Genomic DNA, 18,305 nt, shown 5'->3' with positions numbered 1-18,305 from the left:
ACAAAAGGTGTTTGATATCACCCAATGACTGCCTCACGAAACACCTCAGGAATTTGAAGTAGCGTTTCCTTTACTTCTTGAGGAGAGTCAGATTCCACCAGTGTGGTTCTGTATGGTTTGAAGTTGCGGATACCTCTGAAGTAATTCGTATAATGTCTTCTCATTTCATAAAGACCTTGTCGCTCTCCTTTCCACTCCAAGGAGAAATCAAGGTGCTGAACAGCTACCTTCACTCTTTCTTCCAATGATGGTGCCTCGAGATGCTCGCCCGTCTCCATAAAATGCTTGATTTCATTGAAAATCCATGGATATCCAATTGCAGCTCTCCCAATCATAATACCATCAACTCCATATCTATTTCGATATTCCAATGCCTTCTCAGGAGAATCGATATCACCATTCCCAAATATTGGGATATGTATGCCAGGATCATTCTTAACCTCAGCAATAGGCTCCCAATTGGCCTCTCCCTTGTACATCTGCTTTCTCGTACGACCATGGATACTTAAAGCTTTGATGCCTACATCTTGTAGACGATGGGCCACCTCTTGGATCTTAATCGTTGATTCATCCCAACCCAACCTTGTTTTAACAGTGACCGGTTTATTCACCCGCTTAACAATCTCGGCAGTCATTTCCTGCATCTTGGGAAGATCTAACAATATTCCGGCACCTGCCCCTTTGCAAGCCACTTTCTTTACCGGACAGCCGTAGTTGATATCAATGATTTCAGGATTCGCCTCCTCTGCTATTGCAGCAGCTTCACGCATAGATTCGATCTTATCTCCGAAGATCTGAATGCCAATTGGTCTTTCATAATCATAGATATCCAATTTTTGAACACTCTTGTCCGCATGCCTTATTAGCCCTTCTGAAGAAATAAACTCCGTGTACATCAAGTCTGCACCATTCTGCTTGCAAACAGCCCTAAATGGCGGATCACTTACATCTTCCATTGGTGCGAGAAGTAACGGAAACTCTCCAATCTCTATGTCACTGATTTTAACCATCCTGAAAGGTTATATTTGCCCGCAAAGTTAGCTATATGCAGGATATTCTAAGAAATAACCCAGAAGATAAGCATCGAGCATATTCCTGGGGGTTTGGTCTAGGGCTGACCGCCTATATCACCATTGTTATGATGCTTGGTAATGGAGGAGATGATGTTGATGCAGATATGATCTTAGGATTAAATGCAATTTTTCTTCTTGCTGCCCAAGGAATTGTTTCGATATTTATGTTTATCGGGGTGCCTGCACTCTTTAATGCGATAGCGCTTAAAATTCCTTTGAGTGAGTATTTCCCTAAAGTTTCCTTACAAACAGCTGGCTTAACCGTACTTATTTCTATAAGCTTCATGGTTGTCAACAGTGCCATCGGAGAGTTCAACATGAACCTTGATTTCGGCAGTTCAGAATTTGCAGAATGGGCTAAAGGCTCTGAAGAGAAACTTAAAGTATTAACTGAGCATCTCACCAATTTCCAGACAACTTCGCATTTTATATTGGCCTTTGTGGTCATCGCAATAATTCCAGCTATTGGGGAAGAATTACTTTTCAGAGGAATGATTCAAAATTTCTTTTCAAAAGCTTTTGGCAATCATCATGTTGCTATCTGGCTATCTGGTTTCATCTTCGCAGCAATCCATATGCAATTCTTTGGAGTAATGCCTAGGATGATGTTAGGAGTGCTCTTTGGCTACCTATATCATTGGTCCGGAAAATTAAGCGTAGCGATGATTGGACATCTTGTGAACAATGGACTCGCATTAATTGCACTTTACTTCATCCAAAGTGATGTAGTAGAAGTTACTCCTGAACAAATGGAACAATCTGCACCTTGGCCGATGGTGCTGATATTTGCAGCAATTACATTTATCTTAATGAGAAATTTTTATAGAAGATTTCAAAATGCGTGATTGGCAAGCCATATATTCCGATGAAAGAGAGTATCGCGCAGATATTGTAAAAGCCGTACTTGATGATCGAGGGTTTTCACCGGTGAAGGTCAACAAGCAAGTTTCTCAGCACGGATTCGGAAATTTTGAAATATTTGTAGCGCCTGATTTCGTGATAAGGGCAATAAAAATCATAAAAGAGGAAATTAATTTTGAGTAAATATCCTGATCTCGTCCCACGGTTCTTTTCTGCTGTAATCGGTGGAGCAATAATCATTTCTGCACTTCTATGGAGTAAATGGGGATTTTTTGCTGTGTTCCTCTCCATTTCATGTTTGACAATTTGGGAATTTTACCGCCTGATGCGTTTGCAAAGCTATTTACCGATCCGCTTTCTTGGGGTTGCTATTTGCGCACTGCTTTTCACCATCACCTTTTTTATAGAGACTGATTATCTCTCACATCAACACTACGTGATGCTCTTCCCCTTGGCATCTTTTGTTTTTCTCATCAAGCTATATAAGAAGAGTGATGTTCACCCATTCATCAATATTGCACTGTTCTATTTAGGGATAATGTACTGCGCAGTCCCTTTTGCCCTAACAAATTTGCTTGTCTTTCATAGTGGAGAATATTCTTATGAAATCATCTTAGGACTTCTATTTCTAACCTGGGCCAATGATGTTGGGGCCTATTTCACCGGGATTTTATTCGGAAAGACCAAATTATTTGAACGCATATCACCGAAAAAATCATGGGAAGGCAGTATTGGAGGCGCCGCAACAGCGGTCGTAGTAGCAATCATAATCGGCCTTTACTTTAAAGGTCTTAATGAAATTGAGTGGATAAGTGTGGCAATAATCGTAGTGATTGCCGGAACCTACGGTGATCTGGTTGAGTCGCATTTTAAGCGTTCAATCCAGATTAAAGATTCCGGAAATGTCATTCCTGGTCATGGTGGATTTTTGGATCGTTTTGACAGCTTATTAATTGCCGTACCTTTTGTAGTAGTTTTCTTGAAATTATTCTAGAGAGAAGCAGAAATCATTTTAGCTTTGCGGGCTAAATAACAACATACCCCTACATTTTACTTTTTTCCTATGGCATATATAGAACCCGCGCCAATAAAGGACAGAGACAATCCATTTGAGTCCATGATGTCACGCTTCGAGATTGCTGCCGAACACCTCGGCCTTGATCAGGAAGTCTATGATGTTTTAAAAACTCCTGCTAAGCAGGTAATCGTTTCATTGCCAGTAACTATGGACAATGGCTCGATCAAAGTATTCGAAGGATATCGAGTAATACACTCGACGATTCTAGGTCCGTCCAAAGGTGGTGTACGCTACGATATGGACGTTAACATTGATGAAGTCAAGGCACTTGCTGCTTGGATGACTTGGAAATGTGCCGTTGTAGATATCCCTTATGGTGGTGCAAAAGGAGGAATCAAATGTAATCCTCGTGAAATGTCAGCTGGAGAAGTAGAACGCCTAACTAGAGCTTTTACTCAAGCTATGCATGACGTCTTTGGTAAGGATCGCGATATCCCAGCTCCAGATATGGGCACAGGCCCTCGAGAAATGGCTTGGATGATGGACCAGTATTCAAGAAATCAAGGAATGACTGTAAACTCTGTAGTGACTGGTAAGCCACTTGTACTTGGAGGTTCATTGGGTCGTACCGAGGCAACTGGTCGTGGTGTGATGATCTCGGCCTTAGCTGCCATGGAAAAACAAAAAATTAATCCTTTTAAGGCAACGTGCGCAATCCAAGGTTTCGGAAATGTTGGATCATGGGCCGCTCAATTGCTTGAAGAAAGAGGTGTCAATATCGTAGCTGTCAGTGATCTTTCGGGTGCCTACTACAATAAAGAAGGCATCAACATTAAGAAAGCAATGGAATATAGAGATGGAAATAATGGCAGTCTCGAAGGCTATTCTGGCGCTGAAAAAATTGATCCTGAAGAGCTGCTATTGCTTGAAGTAGATGTGCTAGTTCCTGCAGCAATAGAAGATGTAATCACTCAAAAGAATGCGGATAAGATCAAAGCTAAAATGATTGTAGAGGGGGCGAACGGTCCTACTTCGGCCAAAGCTGATGCCATTCTCAACGAAAAAGGAATACTGGCAGTACCGGATATTCTTGCCAACGCTGGTGGTGTTACAGTTTCTTACTTTGAGTGGGTGCAAAACAGACTTGGATACGGATGGACGCGTGAGCGTGTAAGCAGACGATCCGATCGTATCATGAAGACTGCTTTTGACAAGGTGTACGCTACCTCAGAAGAATACGGAGTGAGTATGCGTATTGCTGCTTACATTGTAGCAATAGACAAGGTGGCGAAAACATATAAATATCGTGGTGGCTTTTAACCGTAATGCGGTGGTCATAGCTATATTGAAATACTAGCGTGCATATTGCACATACTTAACCTAAACCAAACCGAATGAGGATACATAAGGAAGGCATAAAGATGATTCCATTAATGGCAGTACTTACAGGTGGACTGTATGCATTGCTGTATTGGCTGATACCAATTTTTATCATCCAAATGATCATTGCTGCAATAGCAATCATCTTTATGATCCTTGTGATTCGATTCTTCAGAAATCCAAATGTGGTTACGCCTCCGAAAGAAGGTATTGTATATGCACCAGCTGAAGGGAAAGTAGTTGTTATAGAACGGGTCTATGAGGGCGAGTATCACAAAGACGATCGCATACAAGTTTCGATTTTTATGTCGCCACTAAATGTTCATGTAAACAGAAGTCCGGTAAAAGGTAGTGTAGATTTCTTCCAATATCATCCCGGTAAATTTTTAGTAGCCTGGCATCCTAAATCAAGTACGGATAATGAGCGAACTTCTATTGGTTTTAAAACCGAGAATGGTGTAAACATCCTCATGCGTCAGATTGCGGGAGCTGTTGCTAGAAGAATTGCCTTCTACCCAAAAGTAGGAGATCCCATGGAGCAAGGTACCTCTGTTGGCTTCATTAGATTTGGCAGTCGTGTAGATTTATTTCTACCACTAGATGCAGACATCAAAGTGAAAATCGGAGATTTGACGTTAGGTGGAGAAACTGAGATTGCAGAGTTAAGCTAAATAGTGATAGGTAGATCATTCCAAAAAGAAATAATCTACTTATCAACTAAATTATATTCTTACTTCCTACTATAATTCGGAGCCTCTCTTGTAATATGAATATCGTGTGGGTGGCTCTCTGCGTATCCTGCAGCAGAAATCTTCACAAATTTGGCTTTGTGGAGCTCTTCAATGTTTCCTGCACCGCAATATCCCATTCCAGCCTTAAGCCCTCCGACCATTTGATAAAGTACTTCCTGAACCATTCCCTTGAATGGCACTCGTCCAACGATACCTTCTGGTACCAATTTTTTAATGTCGTCTTCAGCATCTTGGAAATATCGATCTTTAGATCCTTCTTCCATTGCTTCTACAGATCCCATCCCACGATAAGATTTAAACTTCCTTCCTTCGTATAGAATCACCTCTCCTGGGGCTTCTTCGGTTCCTGCTAACAATGAACCAATCATTACTGTGTTTCCACCTCCAGCAATTGCTTTAACAACATCCCCTGAGAATCTGATTCCACCATCCGCTACGATTGGTACACCAGAACCTTTAATCGCCTGAGCAGATTCATATACTGCTGAAAGTTGTGGCATACCTACACCTGCAATCACGCGTGTAGTACAAATACTACCAGGTCCTACTCCAACTTTTACTGCATCTGCTCCTGCTTCTACCAATGCTTTTGCAGCCTCGGCTGTAGCAATGTTACCAACGATTGTATCTACGTCTGGGAACGCTTTCTTAATTCTCTTAGCGGTATCAATTACACCCTTGGAATGACCGTGAGCGGTATCGATTGAAACCAAGTCTACACCGGCTTTAACTAAAGAAGCAATTCGATCTTCAATGTCAGGAGTAACCCCAACCGCTGCTCCTACTCTCAACCTGCCATACTCATCTTTGCATGCATTTGGCCTGTCCTTGTTTTTAAGAATGTCCTTATAAGTAATCAGCCCAGTTAACTTACCATCCTTATCGACGATCGGTAGTTTTTCAATTTTATGCTCCTGAAGAATTGCTTCAGCTTCCGTTAACCCGACCTCTGCGGTAGCAGTTACTAAATTCTCCTTGGTCATAATATCTTTTACCGGCTTTTTCAATTTCTTTTCAAATCGAAGATCGCGGTTAGTAACGATACCTATGAGCTTATTATCCTTGTCAACAACTGGAATTCCACCGATCTTATTTTCTTTCATAATAGCCTCTGCATCACTCACCGTCGCATCGATATGCAAAGTGACAGGATCTAAGATCATCCCGCTTTGAGATCGTTTTACCTTTCGTACTTGTGCCGCCTGCTGATCGATAGTCATATTCTTATGGATGATACCAATACCACCCTCCAATGCCATTGCAATAGCAAGTTTGGCTTCAGTTACGGTGTCCATTGCAGCGGAAACCAAAGGAATGTTTAGACGGATATTTCTAGTGATCTGAGCAGAAGTGTCAGTGTCACGGGGAAGTACTTCGGAATAACCAGGGAGGAGAAGCACATCATCGTATGTAAGTGCTTCAAAAAGGAATTTTTCGTTTGTCGTCATGGCAAATAATACTGAACTGTTATGATTATTTGCCGTGCAAAATTATGTCGGTTACTTAGAATAAGTACTATCACAAGACATATTTTTACAAAATGGATGAACACAATGTTCATCCTGGCTAATTGACTTGACAACAAAAAAACCGTTCCAGTCCTGTTGGCCTCATTTCAATCGACTGACATGGAAATTTGGAATTCATTTTATAATCAATTGCTGGAGACAAGCGGCCTCGAATTCATCGCTGTAGTAAGTGGAATATTGAGTGTCTGGTTTAGTAAGCAAGAAAAGATCCTGGTTTATCCTTTTGGAATCATCAGTGTGGTCATTTTTGTATTCCTCACCTATCAGTATGGCCTATATGCTGAAACAGGAATAAATGCCTATTACTTTCTAATGAGTGTATATGGATGGTGGAACTGGAAAAACACCAAAGAATTAGGTGCCAGTCAAATTCCAATAACAAAAAGTACCAAAACTGGTCATTTTATAAATGTGAGCACCTTTGTAATGGCGACCATTTTTATTTACATCATGTTGATCAAATTCACAGATAGCACGGTCCCATTGGTAGATTCTATCACCACTGGTTTAGCGATTACGGGAATGTATTTGATGGCACTGAAGAAAATTGAGCACTGGCTTTTCTGGATTGCATGTGATCTTATTTCCATTCCATTATACATCTATAAAGGGTTGCCTTTCACAAGTTTCCAATTCCTTGTATTCACATACATTGCCATAATGGGTTGGCTTTCCTGGAAGCGTAAAATGACATTAAGTGCAGCCTAGACGAATTGTTGTATTAGGGCCAGAGTCTACTGGCAAAAGTGAGCTATGCCAGCACTTGGCCAGGCATTATGACACAGAATGGGTACCTGAGTATGCGCGATTTTACCTTGATAGATTGGATCGAGATTATGAGCAGCATGATCTTAAGTCCATTGCTGAAGGTCAATTGTCATGGGAAGACGAAAAAGCTGAATATGCCAATAAATACCTTATTTGTGATACCAATCTCATTGTCATTAAAATATGGAGTGACCATAAATATGGGAATACAGACCCTTGGGTTGAAGAAGATCTCCAAAGCAGATCCTATGATTTTTACCTATTGAATAACATAGATATTCCTTGGACACCAGATCCACAGCGTGAGCACCCACAAATGAGAAAACATTTTTTCGACGTTTTCAAATCTTACCTTGAAGAAAATAATCTCCCATATGCAATTGTTTCTGGGATAGAAGGGGAGCGCAAAGCATGTGCCGTTGACGCCATCGAGGAATTTTTCAAGGATAAAAAAAATGCCGGAGACTAGTCCGGCAAAATTCTTTAGTTAGGCTTCAGAAGATTCTTAAACTTCTTGGCCACTTTTTCAATTTTAGGCCTAGATACATTTACAATGTAACCATTGTTAGGATGCTTTTCTTCATAGTCTTGATGATAGTCTTCTGCATCATAGAATGCTTCTAGCTTGCTTAGTTTGGTTACAATAGGCTTAGAAAAATCCGATGCTAGTTCTTCCATCTTAGCGATGGCTAATTGCTTTTGCTCATCATCATGATAGAATATTTCAGATCTGTATTGAGGTCCTACATCAGGTCCTTGACGGTCCAATTGTGTAGGGTCGTGCGCCGTGAAGAAAATCTCCAATAATGTTTCGTATGTAATAATTGAAGGATCGTAATACACTTGTACCGCTTCCGCATGGCCAGTTCGACCTGAACTTACCAGACGATAATCTGCCGTTGACTTAGAACCTCCAGAATATCCAGAAACCGCCTCGGCAACTCCTTGAATTTGTTCGAAAGAAGCTTCTACACACCAAAAGCAACCTCCAGCAAAAGTGGCAGTATCAAGATTTTGATAGTCAATCTCGATTAAAACTGGCTTTTCACTAGGTTCATCTGTAGCTTTCTTACTTTCATTTCCCTGTGTCTGGCAGCTAAATAGAAAAATACCTGCAATGAGTGCTAAAAATTTCATCTCTTATTTTTTTGATCAATTTACGACAGACTAAGCCTTCAAGATTTGTCAATCTGCGTTAATGTAACCGCTATTACAATTCAACTGTTTTAAAATTCTATTCGATAACTGAGATTAGGGAAAAAACTAACCTGACTATCCGAAATAAATCTTCTTTGACTTACTGAATAAAATCTGAAAAACTCGTTGGAACGTTGTGTTAAGTTTTGAATATCCAACGAAATGACAGAAGTGGTTTTTCTTCTATTTTTCCTGTAACTGATCCCAAAATCCATTCTGAAATAACCATCGAGCTTGAGTTCATAGTTTCTACTGTAGTCAAAAACGGTTGTTCCTTCGTTGATAGACCTTGATACGTTTATCGGTGCTTGACGCTTTCCACCTGCAAATATGAATTTACCGTTGATACTAATGGTGTTATTTCCACTCTTACCGACTTTAAATTCTTTGCCTGTAAGAAAGTTGTAAATGTATCCCCCATCAAATTGAGTACTTCTTTCAATGCCATCCGAACCGGTATATTTTGATTTATAGATGGATGCTGTAGTTAGCATGTAAAACCCTTTAGAGAGAAACTTTTCCAATGTTAATTCCAATCCATAGTTTTTACCCGTTCCATCATTTGCTAGCTCATCAGGTGTATATCCATCAAATGTGTTGAGTGTTGAAAAGGTCAATAAACTAAAATCGGAAGTAGTGTCATTTGGCCAAACTGGAACATTGAAAAGATGTTGATAGTAAACCTCGGCTTTGAAACGTAGCTTCGGTTTTATCATCTTTTCATAGCCAAGAGCTGAATGGAATGCTTGTGTAAACCCCAGGTCTTTGTTGTTTTGAACAAAAGAACCGTCCTCGTTGTACTGCCTGGCCGTGTAGAGCGCTATCGTCTCCATACGACTGTGAACACCTACACCACCGGAGATTATATGATTACCTCGGTCCCATTTGAAACCAAGCCTAGGTTCGATATAATTTCTTCCATTTAATGCGAAATGAGAAAAATGTGCCCCCGTATTAATGGTTAACTTTTCATTGAGCCTAAACTGCCAGTTTCCGAATGCTTGATAAAACCCCGCATGATCATCTTCATCCAGCGGAGTAATGTATCTCCTTTCAGATCTATCCCAATAAGTATTTGAAAGATTGTATCCCAGACGGCTAAATATGGTTCCCACCCTAAGCGTATGCCTCGCTGAAAATTTGTGATTATAGTAAGTCGAAATTCTTACTTGATTTTCAGAGAAATCACTGTTTTCCAAAAGCCTTACATCTAAAGAATCATAATTATTGATCAATTGATTGATTGATCCGGATATGATGGTTTCAAAATACGAATCATCGCTTAGGTAGTAAACATTTGTAACTCCAGCAATTCCAGTATTTTGTTCTTCTGTATCATTTTCCCACTCACCGTTAGACTCGTTCGGAAGAAAACGATAGGTATTTCTGCCACCTAATCCCCAAATTGAAAATGACCCAAATTTCTTAGTTGGAATTCTCACTTTGTAAGAAAGGTCCTGAAAAGCAATGTCCTCCTGTTCGCCAAGTATGTCTAATCCAAGTTCCGTAAGCAATGCCAATGTCGAATATCGATAGTTTATCAGATAGGAAGATCTGCCACTCTTTGATATTGGCCCTTCTGACGCAGCCGCAATACCAAGCAATCCGGCTTGTATGGCATGTTCATGATTTTCAAAATTTCCTTGTCTTAGTTGGAGATCAAAGATTCCTGAAGTTGCGTTTCCATACTGAGCTGGGAACGCGCCTGTGAAAAAATCCGAATTTGCCAGCATATTATTGCTCAGCATGCTAATACCTCCGGCAGAAGACCCGATAGAGGTGAAATGATTGGGGTTGGGTATCTCCACCCCTTCTAATCTCCATAAAATTCCTTTTGGGGAATTCCCTCTAATTACAATTTCATTTAATAGATCGTCACCTCCAGTTTGTACTCCTGCATAAGTCAGTGCTGCTCTCGCTGGGTCATTGAATGTCGCCGGGAATCTGCTTATTTCATCCATTCCTAGCGAGATTGCAGAGACTGTTGCCAACTCATTTCTTGGTTGACCAACTTCTTCATTACCCGCAGTGACCACAACTTCCTCAAGCTGCTGCAATGATTCTATGAGCTTTGCGTTCATCACCACTTCTTTTCCAGCGCCAACCAAGATGTCTGGAATTGTTATTGATTCATACCCGAGATATGAGATTCCAATAGTTTGTCTTCCAATGGGAACTTTCTCAATCTTATAGAATCCCTCTACATCTGTGATAGCACCCATAGGTGGGTCCATTCCTACAATCATTACCGTAGCACCAATGATTGGAGATCCAGATTGTTCGTCTCTAATTTGTCCTTTTACCGTTTGCGTAAGTGATTGTGCAAAAACAATAGCAGTAAGGAATAGCAATGCTATTCCAAGTTTAGTCCTTTTCATTTTTTAGTTTTCAGTGATTAAGCCTGATTCATTGACAGCAGATCTTTTGAATGGCTTCCAATCATTATACGTTTTTATATAAACATTAGGTATGCCTAGACAAAGTGATAATATCAGTCAATTTCCTAATTTTGGGCGATGCTAAAATCCCATTTTCAGAAAGACAAAATAGAGGCCGGATGCGATGAAGCTGGTCGAGGATGTCTGGCTGGACCTGTTGTAGCTGCGGCGGTCATTTTGCCAAAAAAATACAAGCATAAGGTATTAAACGATTCAAAGCAGCTTACTGAAAAACAGCGATTGGAAGTTAAAAGTGACATCATTAAAGATGCAATCGCTTGGGGTATAGGTGTGGCTTCTCCAGGAGAGATTGATGATATAAACATTCTCAATGCAAGCTACCTCGCCATGGATAGAGCTGTTGATAAATTAAAGGTCAGTCCAGAGTTATTACTTATTGACGGAAACCGATTTATCAGTAAAAATGAAATTCCATTTGAATGTATCATCAAAGGTGATGGTAAGTTTCTTTCTATTGCCGCTGCATCAATCTTAGCAAAGACATATCGAGATGATTTGATGAGAGAATTGGCAGTTAAATTCCCAGCCTATGGATGGGAAACAAACGTAGGATATCCTACCCGGGCACATAGAGATGGGTTAAAGGAGATGGGATCTACACCTCATCACAGAATGAGCTTTCAGCTCTTACCAAGTCAACTGGAATTGTTTCCTGATTAGGCTCTTAAAGTAGAAGAAATTTTATCCTTGTCAAGTGGCTTTTCTAACATGGAAGTGACCAAAGGATTTTCATCGGCTTTGCGTTGATCTGAAGGATCAATCGAAGAAGTTAAAACGTAAACCTGCTTACCCCAGTTTTCGATTTGTGGAAGAGCATCTAAAAACTCCCAACCATTCATAACAGGCATATTCAAATCCAAGAAGATAATGTCAACACTTTGACCTTTCAGAAAATTGATGGCTTCTTCTCCATTCATCGCTTTAAAGATTTCAACCTTATCACTTTCTTTCTTTATGGCTAATTCTGCCAAAGTCAGAAAAATAGGGTCGTCATCAACCAACAATATTTTGTTTAGATCATGCATTAAAAAATACCTTGAACTTGGTCCCTTTGTTTAATTCGCTTTCTACTTCAATGCGACCATTTATTGCTTCAACTTGTTGCTTAGTCATATAGAGTCCCATGCCGTGCCCACTCTCTTCATCAGCATGAAACCTTGACCCAAGTTGAAACATCTTTCCTCCGTAACGCTCCAGATCTATTCCCCTGCCTTGGTCTGCCACCGTTAAAAGTACTTCTTTTGATTCTTTTTTTGCACAAATTTTTATTTTTCGTCGATCCTTAGTCACACCATACTTCATTGCATTGGTGATTAAGTTGTGCAGAATACTTTGAAGGTAGGCTGGCAAGATCCTTAAAGTGAGATCTTCGGGTACATCTAATTCTAATTCTATTTGCTTATCTAAGGCCGATTTTTTGTTCAAAATGATGATATCACCAATTACTTCTCTTAGGTTAATCTCCTTTTTATCCAGTTTAGAAATATCTTTTTCAAAATTTAGAAGATCGTTAATTGCATCTATAGCTAAATTCAATTTCAACGCTGTGGCTTTAAGCATTTCAAAATACTGTTTGTTGCCAGGATCATCCTCAATGATTGCAAGCAGACCCACCAAATTTGCAACCGAAGACCTAAAATTGTGAGAGGTGATGTATGAAAAATCTTTTAGACGCTGATTTTGTTCTATCGTCTTACTAAAAAGCTTGTGAAGCTCACGCTCATTTTGAGTCCTGATTCTGATGTTTACCAACATTTCGGAAAAGAGCTCAAGTAGAATTACTTCTTTTTCTGACGCCTGATGATGTCTTTTTACTCTATCGAAGCCAACGAAGCCAACACATTCCTTCCCATGGATCATCGGCATTGTCATCAGACTTTTAATGTTCTGACTTTCTAGAAGCTCTTTGAAATCAGCCCTACTTACATTTCTAACATCATCTACAATGAGTGGCTTTCCTTTTAGATGGGCTTCTACCAACTCAGGCATCATATCCAATGGTAGATTTTGATTGTTATGAATTTCAGGCTCGACCCCCTTGCCACACCATTCGAAGGTATTATTACAGAGGCCTTTCTCCATGTCAAAATCAAAGACATAGCATCGGTCAGCGCCAACAAATTCTCCCAATTCTTTTAGAGAATCGTTTATGGCTTGCTCAACTTCAGCTAGAGGTAGATCAATGTACTTGGTAGAGAGGTTGATAAGGATACGCTGCATTTCTGCATGCTTGATCAATGATTGCTCAGCCTCTTTTTCTTTACTTACATTTCTGATGGCGCCATCAAAATATACCTTCCCATCAACTCCAGTAACTTTTATTGAATTGAGCAAACCCCAAAATGTACTTCCATCCTTACGCCTAAATTCAACTTCTTTGTTTTCGATGGATCCTTTATTGATCACTTCTTCGCCAACATCGGCTCTTTGAGCTGGGTTTTTATAAAGGTCGGAAGGGTCGAGTTCCATTACTTCCTGAATAGAAGCATACCCAAACATCTTGGCAAACTCATCATTGGCATAAATGATTCCCATCTTGTTTTCGCTTCGATAGATGGCCTCATTTATATTTCTATTGATACTTTCTAGCAGCTGCTCCCTGTGACGTATTCTGTCTAGAAATTCTTTCTCTTTTGTAACGTCTCGAATAGCTCCATCCCAGAAGACGTTCCCACTTTCATCTTTATGCATTATCGTACTCACCAGTCCAACAAACTCGGTATTATCTTTTCTTTTAAAAACTACCTCTTCATTCTCGTACGATTGATCATCTTTCAATTTTTTAATCAACCGCGATCGATCCATAGGATCTTTATACATATTTGATATGTTGCGCGACTTGACTTCATCTTCTGAAGAAAATCCAAAAATTTTTACGAAAGCATTGTTGACGTAAATCAGCCCATCTTTATCGCTTCGAAAGACTGCTTCAGATATATTCTGGTTTACTGACTCCAGAAGTTGATTAAAATTCATAGTTCGCGGCGCGAAATTAGTTGGTTATCGTAAATTATTTTAATCGGTAATCGAAGATTACTCCTTTATCATCGTAAAATCTCCATTTACCCTAACTTCCTCATAACTAACCTTAAAAATTGGATGTCTGGCATAATTCAAGATGCCCATAGCTCCATTTTTAGATACTAAAACCTTGTCTCCAAAGTCTTCAAGATTATCGAAAGAAGGTCTGAAAATAAAACCTCCGCTTGCATCAACTAACCCATATCGTTCATCAATATCTTGCACAAGATAACTACCAGTTTCTAATCTGAGAATTGATTTCCAGTTTAGTTCTAAAACCTCATTCCCATTTTCATCAATAAGACCATACTTATCACCCAATTTAACAATAGCTCTTCCATCCTTAAATGCCGTCACATGTTGATAATAGGGTTGAATTTTAATTTGCTCCTCCTTATTTATAAAACCCCATTTACCTCTCAGTTTTATTGGTGCCAAGCCTTCATGAAAGGGTCTGGCGTTATCGTATCGATTGCTAATTCTTAATCTTCCTTGTAAGTCCACAAACCCATATCTTCCTTCCTTTTTTACCACAAAGTAGTCTTCATCAAAGCCTTTCACTTCTTGATAAAATTCTTCTGGCTTCAGTATTTTTTTGCCCGTTTCATTTATCAACACAACATATCCATCCTTCATTAATTCTAAGTGTCCTGACCATAGCCTTATAGTATCATATTCAGGCATAACTATTTGCTCTCCGAAAGAATTGAGCAACCCGTACTTGGCACTATCGCCTTGCATTAAAATATAAGAATCCAATTCGGATACCGGTTTAGAAATGGTCTTATACAGAAAATTTTCTTGATTATGGACTGAATATCCTAGTCCTCTCCTTCCAAATAAAAGCTTCCCCATAGGTATTATCTCATTGTATTCAGATCGAATCACCCAAGTTTGCTCAGAATTTAGAACACCCCATCTATTCAGGTACGATACGATGTAATCTTTCCCTGAAGGAAAAATGCTATCGTACTTATAGGTAACCATGCCTTTCTCACTGATATTTAAAATACCCCAATGCCCATTCCTTTTAACTAGAAATTGTCCTTTGGCACCTTGTCTTAAATCCTGTAGTGGTAGTCTATTTTCCTTGTCTCCCTCATTATTGACTAAATGCCATCCTTTATCATCAAGACAACCATAGTGACCACCTATGCTATGTATCGAGTCATAACCACCGATGACCTGCATGCCTTTTTCATCAAGAATTTGCCACATTCTGGTTTTTGAATTCTGGACAATCATTTGACTTCCTGAGACTTCTTTAAGAATAAGCTCATGATTGTTTAAAAGCGTTTCGTTCTCTAGAAGCAAATGATGTGCTCCATTTAAATAGGCAATAAGCCATCCATTTTCTCCTACAGCTATGGAGTCACATCGCCATTCTAAAAGCAGCTCGTCTTTTTTATAAATCGACCATTTTGGAAAAGCGTGTGCTCTTAATTCAGAACCATCAAACTTGATGTCTTTGTATTCAAAATCATAAACAACAGCTCCAGAATTATCAAGGGACCCTGCGTAACCATCTCTATATAAAATCCAGCCGTCATTATAGCTAAGTGAGTCGACATCAAGCTGTAGTTGCTTACCAGTTGGTCGATAAATATCAATTTTACCTCCGCCTTGACTTGCAACCAACAAGCTATTCTCCTCGACAACACCAACATATTTAGTTGGAATTACTAGTTTATTTTCAAACGAAGCTACTCCAAACTGTTGCCTGATCCCATCAAAATCGCTTACCAACCAATTAGCACCCAGTGGGTCGATAGAAAAGTAATTGAAGCTAATGATGGTCTTTCCTTTTTCATCCAGAATGCCATGAAATAGTCTGTTACTAAATCGTCCCTTAATTGATGCTTTAAAATAGTTAGCCGAGATAGGAACAATGGTGTAAAATTTTTGGCCTGTCAGGGATTTATTTCTAACTGTAATCAGCCCCCAGAGATTATCTCTTTTGTATCCAATAACACCATTAAACACCTTACTGGAGCCATCAGACCATCCTAATTTTTCGTATACAGCAGGCACTGTAACATTACCAGTTTCATCTTTGATACCAAAGTATCCGTCTTTTTCAAAAACGGTGAATTGATCTGCATTTGCAACAAATGAGATAAGAAAAAATAGTGTAAAAATGAGGTTTCGCATATTCCCGCGAGCAAATATAAATGCGGGACTATTTTTTTTCTACTTCCTCGGACTCGAGATTAAATAGGTCATTTAGCACACCTACAAGTGTCTCTGCTTCGCCTCGCTTGCACGCAGCTTTAAGTTGGAGCACTGGCAACTTAATGACTTTTTGAATCATGCTCTTCGTCACTACTTCTAGAAGCTCCATCTCCTTATCTGACAATTTCTTATGTCTAGCCAGTTCTTCTTTTCGAATTTGATCAAGTGTACTCTTCAGTCTTTGAATCGTAGGAGATACGCCCATCTCACTTTTCCAGCTATTGAATCCCAATAGTTCTTCTTCGACAATTTCTTGAGCACTTGGTATGGCTTGCTCTCTTAACTTTCTTGCTTTTTCAGTTCGTTCTGAAAGCTGATCAACGTTGTAAAGAGAAATACCTGGAACCGTATCCAAATCATCACTCATACTACGAGGCACAGATAAGTCGATGAGCAACTTATGCAAAACTCCTTCTCCAAAGTTTGATGCAGATATAATTGGAGATGCGGTAGAAACTGCAGAAATGATCACATCATTTTCTGACAATGCTTGATTCAAGTCCGAAAGCTCAAGGACTTTAATATTTTTTCCATCGGCTAATTTTTCGGCTTTAGACTTTGTCCGATTTACCAATGTTATTGATGCTTCAATCCCGTCAAGATTTTCAAGCACATTTTGCCCAATTTCCCCTAAACCAACTAAGGCTATTCGAGGATCTTCAATATTTCCAACAAACCCTTTGATAAGATCAACCGCAACAGATGCTACTGAAGCTGTTCCATCTTGAAGTCTTGTTTCTTGAACTACTCTTTTGTTTGCAAAGAATATAGTGTGCATCAGTCTGTGCAAATGAGGTCCGGCAAGTTCAAGGTCAGCACTTTGCTGATATGCTCGTTTTACCTGATTGCTTATCTGAATATCACCCAATACTTGAGATTCTAAACCGAGAGATACATTGAACAAGTGTTTAGCTGCTTCTTCGTCTTTGTAGAAGTTGAAGTACTTCATTAATTCCTCAGAAGAAATTGCTTTGAAAGAAGCAATTACACTCAATACTTCATTATCAATATCTGTGTTTGAATTGTAATAGAATTCAGTCCTATTGCAAGTAGAAACCAAAAGTGCTTCTTCAATAGATAATGTCTCTTTTAGCTTAGTCATAAATTGACTTGCTTCAACATCATTAAATGTCACTTTCTCACGCACTTCAAGTGGTGCGGTTTTATAAGACAATCCTAAAGCTCTAAATCCTTCCATTCAATTCTAATCCGATCGCAAAAATAACAGCAGCTTGCGTATATTGGTTGTGATAAAAATCAGCTATTTCTTATTTAGAATCGTTTTAAATAATGTTGAAATACCTTATCAACGTAATCTCGCAAGGACTCAGCTTCACAAAAACTGAATCAAGAGGTACGTTGGTACTGATTTTAATCATTTCAATTGTGCTCATTGGTTCAAAAGCACGTATTTCCTATTTAAGGAACCAGCCAACCATAGCAGCCGATACCATAACGAGCGAATGGGCAAAAACGGTTGCTTCGCGTATTTCACTAAAAGAGAAATCAACTAAAACCTTCGATAAACAAGCGGTTAATATCTACGGAAGAAAAAAGGAGGTTGATGAAATACCCGTGAAAATTGCCTCTTTAGAGGCCAATTCAGTAAAAAAAATAGAAGTAAAGCCTCTGGATCTTAATGTAGCTACTGCTGAAGAATTGCAGCTTGTTAAGGGAATTGGCCCTAAATTTTCCGAAAGGATTATTAAATACAGGGACTTGCTCGGTGGATTTGCCGATACTATTCAGTTGAAAGAAGTATATGGATTACCCAACGAAACAATTTTCAAACTTCTTCAAAGATTTAGTATTGAGTCAGAAGTTAAAACCATTAACCTCAATCAAGATTCAATTAAAGTACTGGCAAAACATCCTTACATATCGTATGATATGGCTCGCGTAATAATTAATTATCGCAAGCAGCATGGAGATATAGATTCTTTAGATGACCTTAAGAAAATAAAAGCCATAGATGACAGTTCTTTCTTGAGATTAAAGCCATATTTGAAATAAGG

17 protein-coding genes are annotated in these 18,305 nt (G+C 39.3%); 9 read left to right on the top strand and 8 right to left on the bottom strand.

The window, feature by feature from the left end; translation table 11 throughout:
* Nucleotides 1-17 precede the first annotated feature (17 nt).
* A complete protein-coding gene (dusB, locus tag ACY650_RS10625; protein ID WP_462247360.1) occupies nt 18-1,010 on the bottom strand; it encodes a tRNA dihydrouridine synthase DusB in 993 nt (330 codons plus the stop codon).
* Nucleotides 1,011-1,045: 35 nt separating this feature from the next.
* Between dusB and ACY650_RS10620 the strand changes: the two genes are divergently transcribed.
* The 5 genes from ACY650_RS10620 to ACY650_RS10600 all read left to right on the top strand — a co-directional run bounded on the left by ACY650_RS10620 (nt 1,046) and on the right by ACY650_RS10600 (nt 5,003).
* Nucleotides 1,046-1,918, top strand: coding sequence for a lysostaphin resistance A-like protein (locus ACY650_RS10620; RefSeq protein WP_462247358.1), 873 nt, complete (start codon nt 1,046-1,048; stop codon nt 1,916-1,918).
* Entirely contained in the window at nt 1,911-2,117 is a 207-nt protein-coding gene (locus ACY650_RS10615; RefSeq protein ID WP_462247357.1) for a putative signal transducing protein, read from the top strand. The genes ACY650_RS10620 and ACY650_RS10615 overlap by 8 nt, the downstream gene beginning before the upstream one ends.
* The gene (locus ACY650_RS10610) at nt 2,110-2,928 is read left to right on the top strand and encodes a phosphatidate cytidylyltransferase (protein ID WP_462247355.1); all 819 of its coding nucleotides are present in this window, start codon (nt 2,110-2,112) and stop codon (nt 2,926-2,928) included. The genes ACY650_RS10615 and ACY650_RS10610 overlap by 8 nt, the downstream gene beginning before the upstream one ends.
* A gap of 69 nt (nt 2,929-2,997) precedes the next feature.
* Nucleotides 2,998-4,272: a Glu/Leu/Phe/Val family dehydrogenase gene (locus ACY650_RS10605; RefSeq protein WP_462247353.1), complete on the top strand. Its 1,275-nt coding sequence runs from the start codon at nt 2,998-3,000 to the stop codon at nt 4,270-4,272.
* A gap of 74 nt (nt 4,273-4,346) precedes the next feature.
* On the top strand, nt 4,347-5,003 hold the full coding sequence (locus ACY650_RS10600; RefSeq protein WP_462247351.1) for a phosphatidylserine decarboxylase family protein: 657 nt from the start codon (nt 4,347-4,349) through the stop codon (nt 5,001-5,003).
* A gap of 59 nt (nt 5,004-5,062) precedes the next feature.
* On the opposite strand, the gene guaB is transcribed toward ACY650_RS10600, so the two are convergent.
* Nucleotides 5,063-6,532: an IMP dehydrogenase gene (gene guaB, locus ACY650_RS10595; RefSeq protein ID WP_462247349.1), complete on the bottom strand. Its 1,470-nt coding sequence runs from the start codon at nt 6,530-6,532 to the stop codon at nt 5,063-5,065.
* A 180-nt stretch (nt 6,533-6,712) separates the two neighbouring features.
* Here guaB and pnuC point away from each other — a divergent pair, with 180 nt between their 5' ends.
* Together pnuC and ACY650_RS10585 are read left to right on the top strand one after the other, a co-directional pair.
* The gene (pnuC, locus tag ACY650_RS10590; RefSeq protein WP_462247347.1) at nt 6,713-7,321 is read left to right on the top strand and encodes a nicotinamide riboside transporter PnuC; all 609 of its coding nucleotides are present in this window, start codon (nt 6,713-6,715) and stop codon (nt 7,319-7,321) included.
* Entirely contained in the window at nt 7,311-7,850 is a 540-nt protein-coding gene (locus ACY650_RS10585; RefSeq protein WP_462247345.1) for an AAA family ATPase, read from the top strand. Before pnuC ends, ACY650_RS10585 begins: the two co-directional genes overlap by 11 nt.
* 14 nt (nt 7,851-7,864) lie before the next feature.
* Here ACY650_RS10585 and msrA read toward each other — a convergent pair whose 3' ends face one another.
* Together msrA and ACY650_RS10575 are read right to left on the bottom strand one after the other, a co-directional pair.
* Nucleotides 7,865-8,518: a peptide-methionine (S)-S-oxide reductase MsrA gene (gene msrA, locus ACY650_RS10580; protein ID WP_462247343.1), complete on the bottom strand. Its 654-nt coding sequence runs from the start codon at nt 8,516-8,518 to the stop codon at nt 7,865-7,867.
* Nucleotides 8,519-8,607: 89 nt separating this feature from the next.
* Nucleotides 8,608-10,956, bottom strand: coding sequence for a TonB-dependent receptor (locus ACY650_RS10575; RefSeq protein WP_462247341.1), 2,349 nt, complete (start codon nt 10,954-10,956; stop codon nt 8,608-8,610).
* A gap of 138 nt (nt 10,957-11,094) precedes the next feature.
* On the opposite strand from ACY650_RS10575, the gene ACY650_RS10570 reads away from it, so the two are divergent.
* Nucleotides 11,095-11,697 (top strand): ribonuclease HII, encoded by a 603-nt coding sequence (locus ACY650_RS10570; protein WP_462247340.1) that lies wholly within the window; start codon nt 11,095-11,097, stop codon nt 11,695-11,697.
* Here the strand turns inward: ACY650_RS10570 and ACY650_RS10565 are convergent.
* From ACY650_RS10565 to hemA, 4 genes are read right to left on the bottom strand one after another with little or no spacing between them, the layout of a single operon-like run.
* Complete coding sequence (locus ACY650_RS10565; RefSeq protein WP_462247339.1) at nt 11,694-12,062, bottom strand: response regulator; 369 nt, start codon at nt 12,060-12,062, stop codon at nt 11,694-11,696. The genes ACY650_RS10570 and ACY650_RS10565 overlap by 4 nt on opposite strands.
* A complete protein-coding gene (locus tag ACY650_RS10560; RefSeq protein ID WP_462247337.1) occupies nt 12,055-14,013 on the bottom strand; it encodes a PAS domain-containing protein in 1,959 nt (652 codons plus the stop codon). The genes ACY650_RS10565 and ACY650_RS10560 overlap by 8 nt, the downstream gene beginning before the upstream one ends.
* Before the next feature lie 57 nt (nt 14,014-14,070).
* A complete protein-coding gene (locus tag ACY650_RS10555) occupies nt 14,071-16,209 on the bottom strand; it encodes a WG repeat-containing protein (RefSeq protein ID WP_462247336.1) in 2,139 nt (712 codons plus the stop codon).
* Between the two features lie 28 nt (nt 16,210-16,237).
* On the bottom strand, nt 16,238-17,488 hold the full coding sequence (gene hemA, locus ACY650_RS10550; protein WP_462247334.1) for a glutamyl-tRNA reductase: 1,251 nt from the start codon (nt 17,486-17,488) through the stop codon (nt 16,238-16,240).
* Nucleotides 17,489-17,580: 92 nt separating this feature from the next.
* On the opposite strand from hemA, the gene ACY650_RS10545 reads away from it, so the two are divergent.
* Nucleotides 17,581-18,303: a ComEA family DNA-binding protein gene (locus ACY650_RS10545; protein ID WP_462247333.1), complete on the top strand. Its 723-nt coding sequence runs from the start codon at nt 17,581-17,583 to the stop codon at nt 18,301-18,303.
* The last annotated feature ends 2 nt before the right edge of the window (nt 18,304-18,305 follow it).

It is taken from the genome of Ekhidna sp. (genome assembly GCF_963691765.1).
GTDB lineage: Bacteria > Bacteroidota > Bacteroidia > Cytophagales > Cyclobacteriaceae > Ekhidna.
Note: the sequence above shows the minus strand (reverse complement) of the source record. Positions and strands in the feature narration are given on the sequence as shown.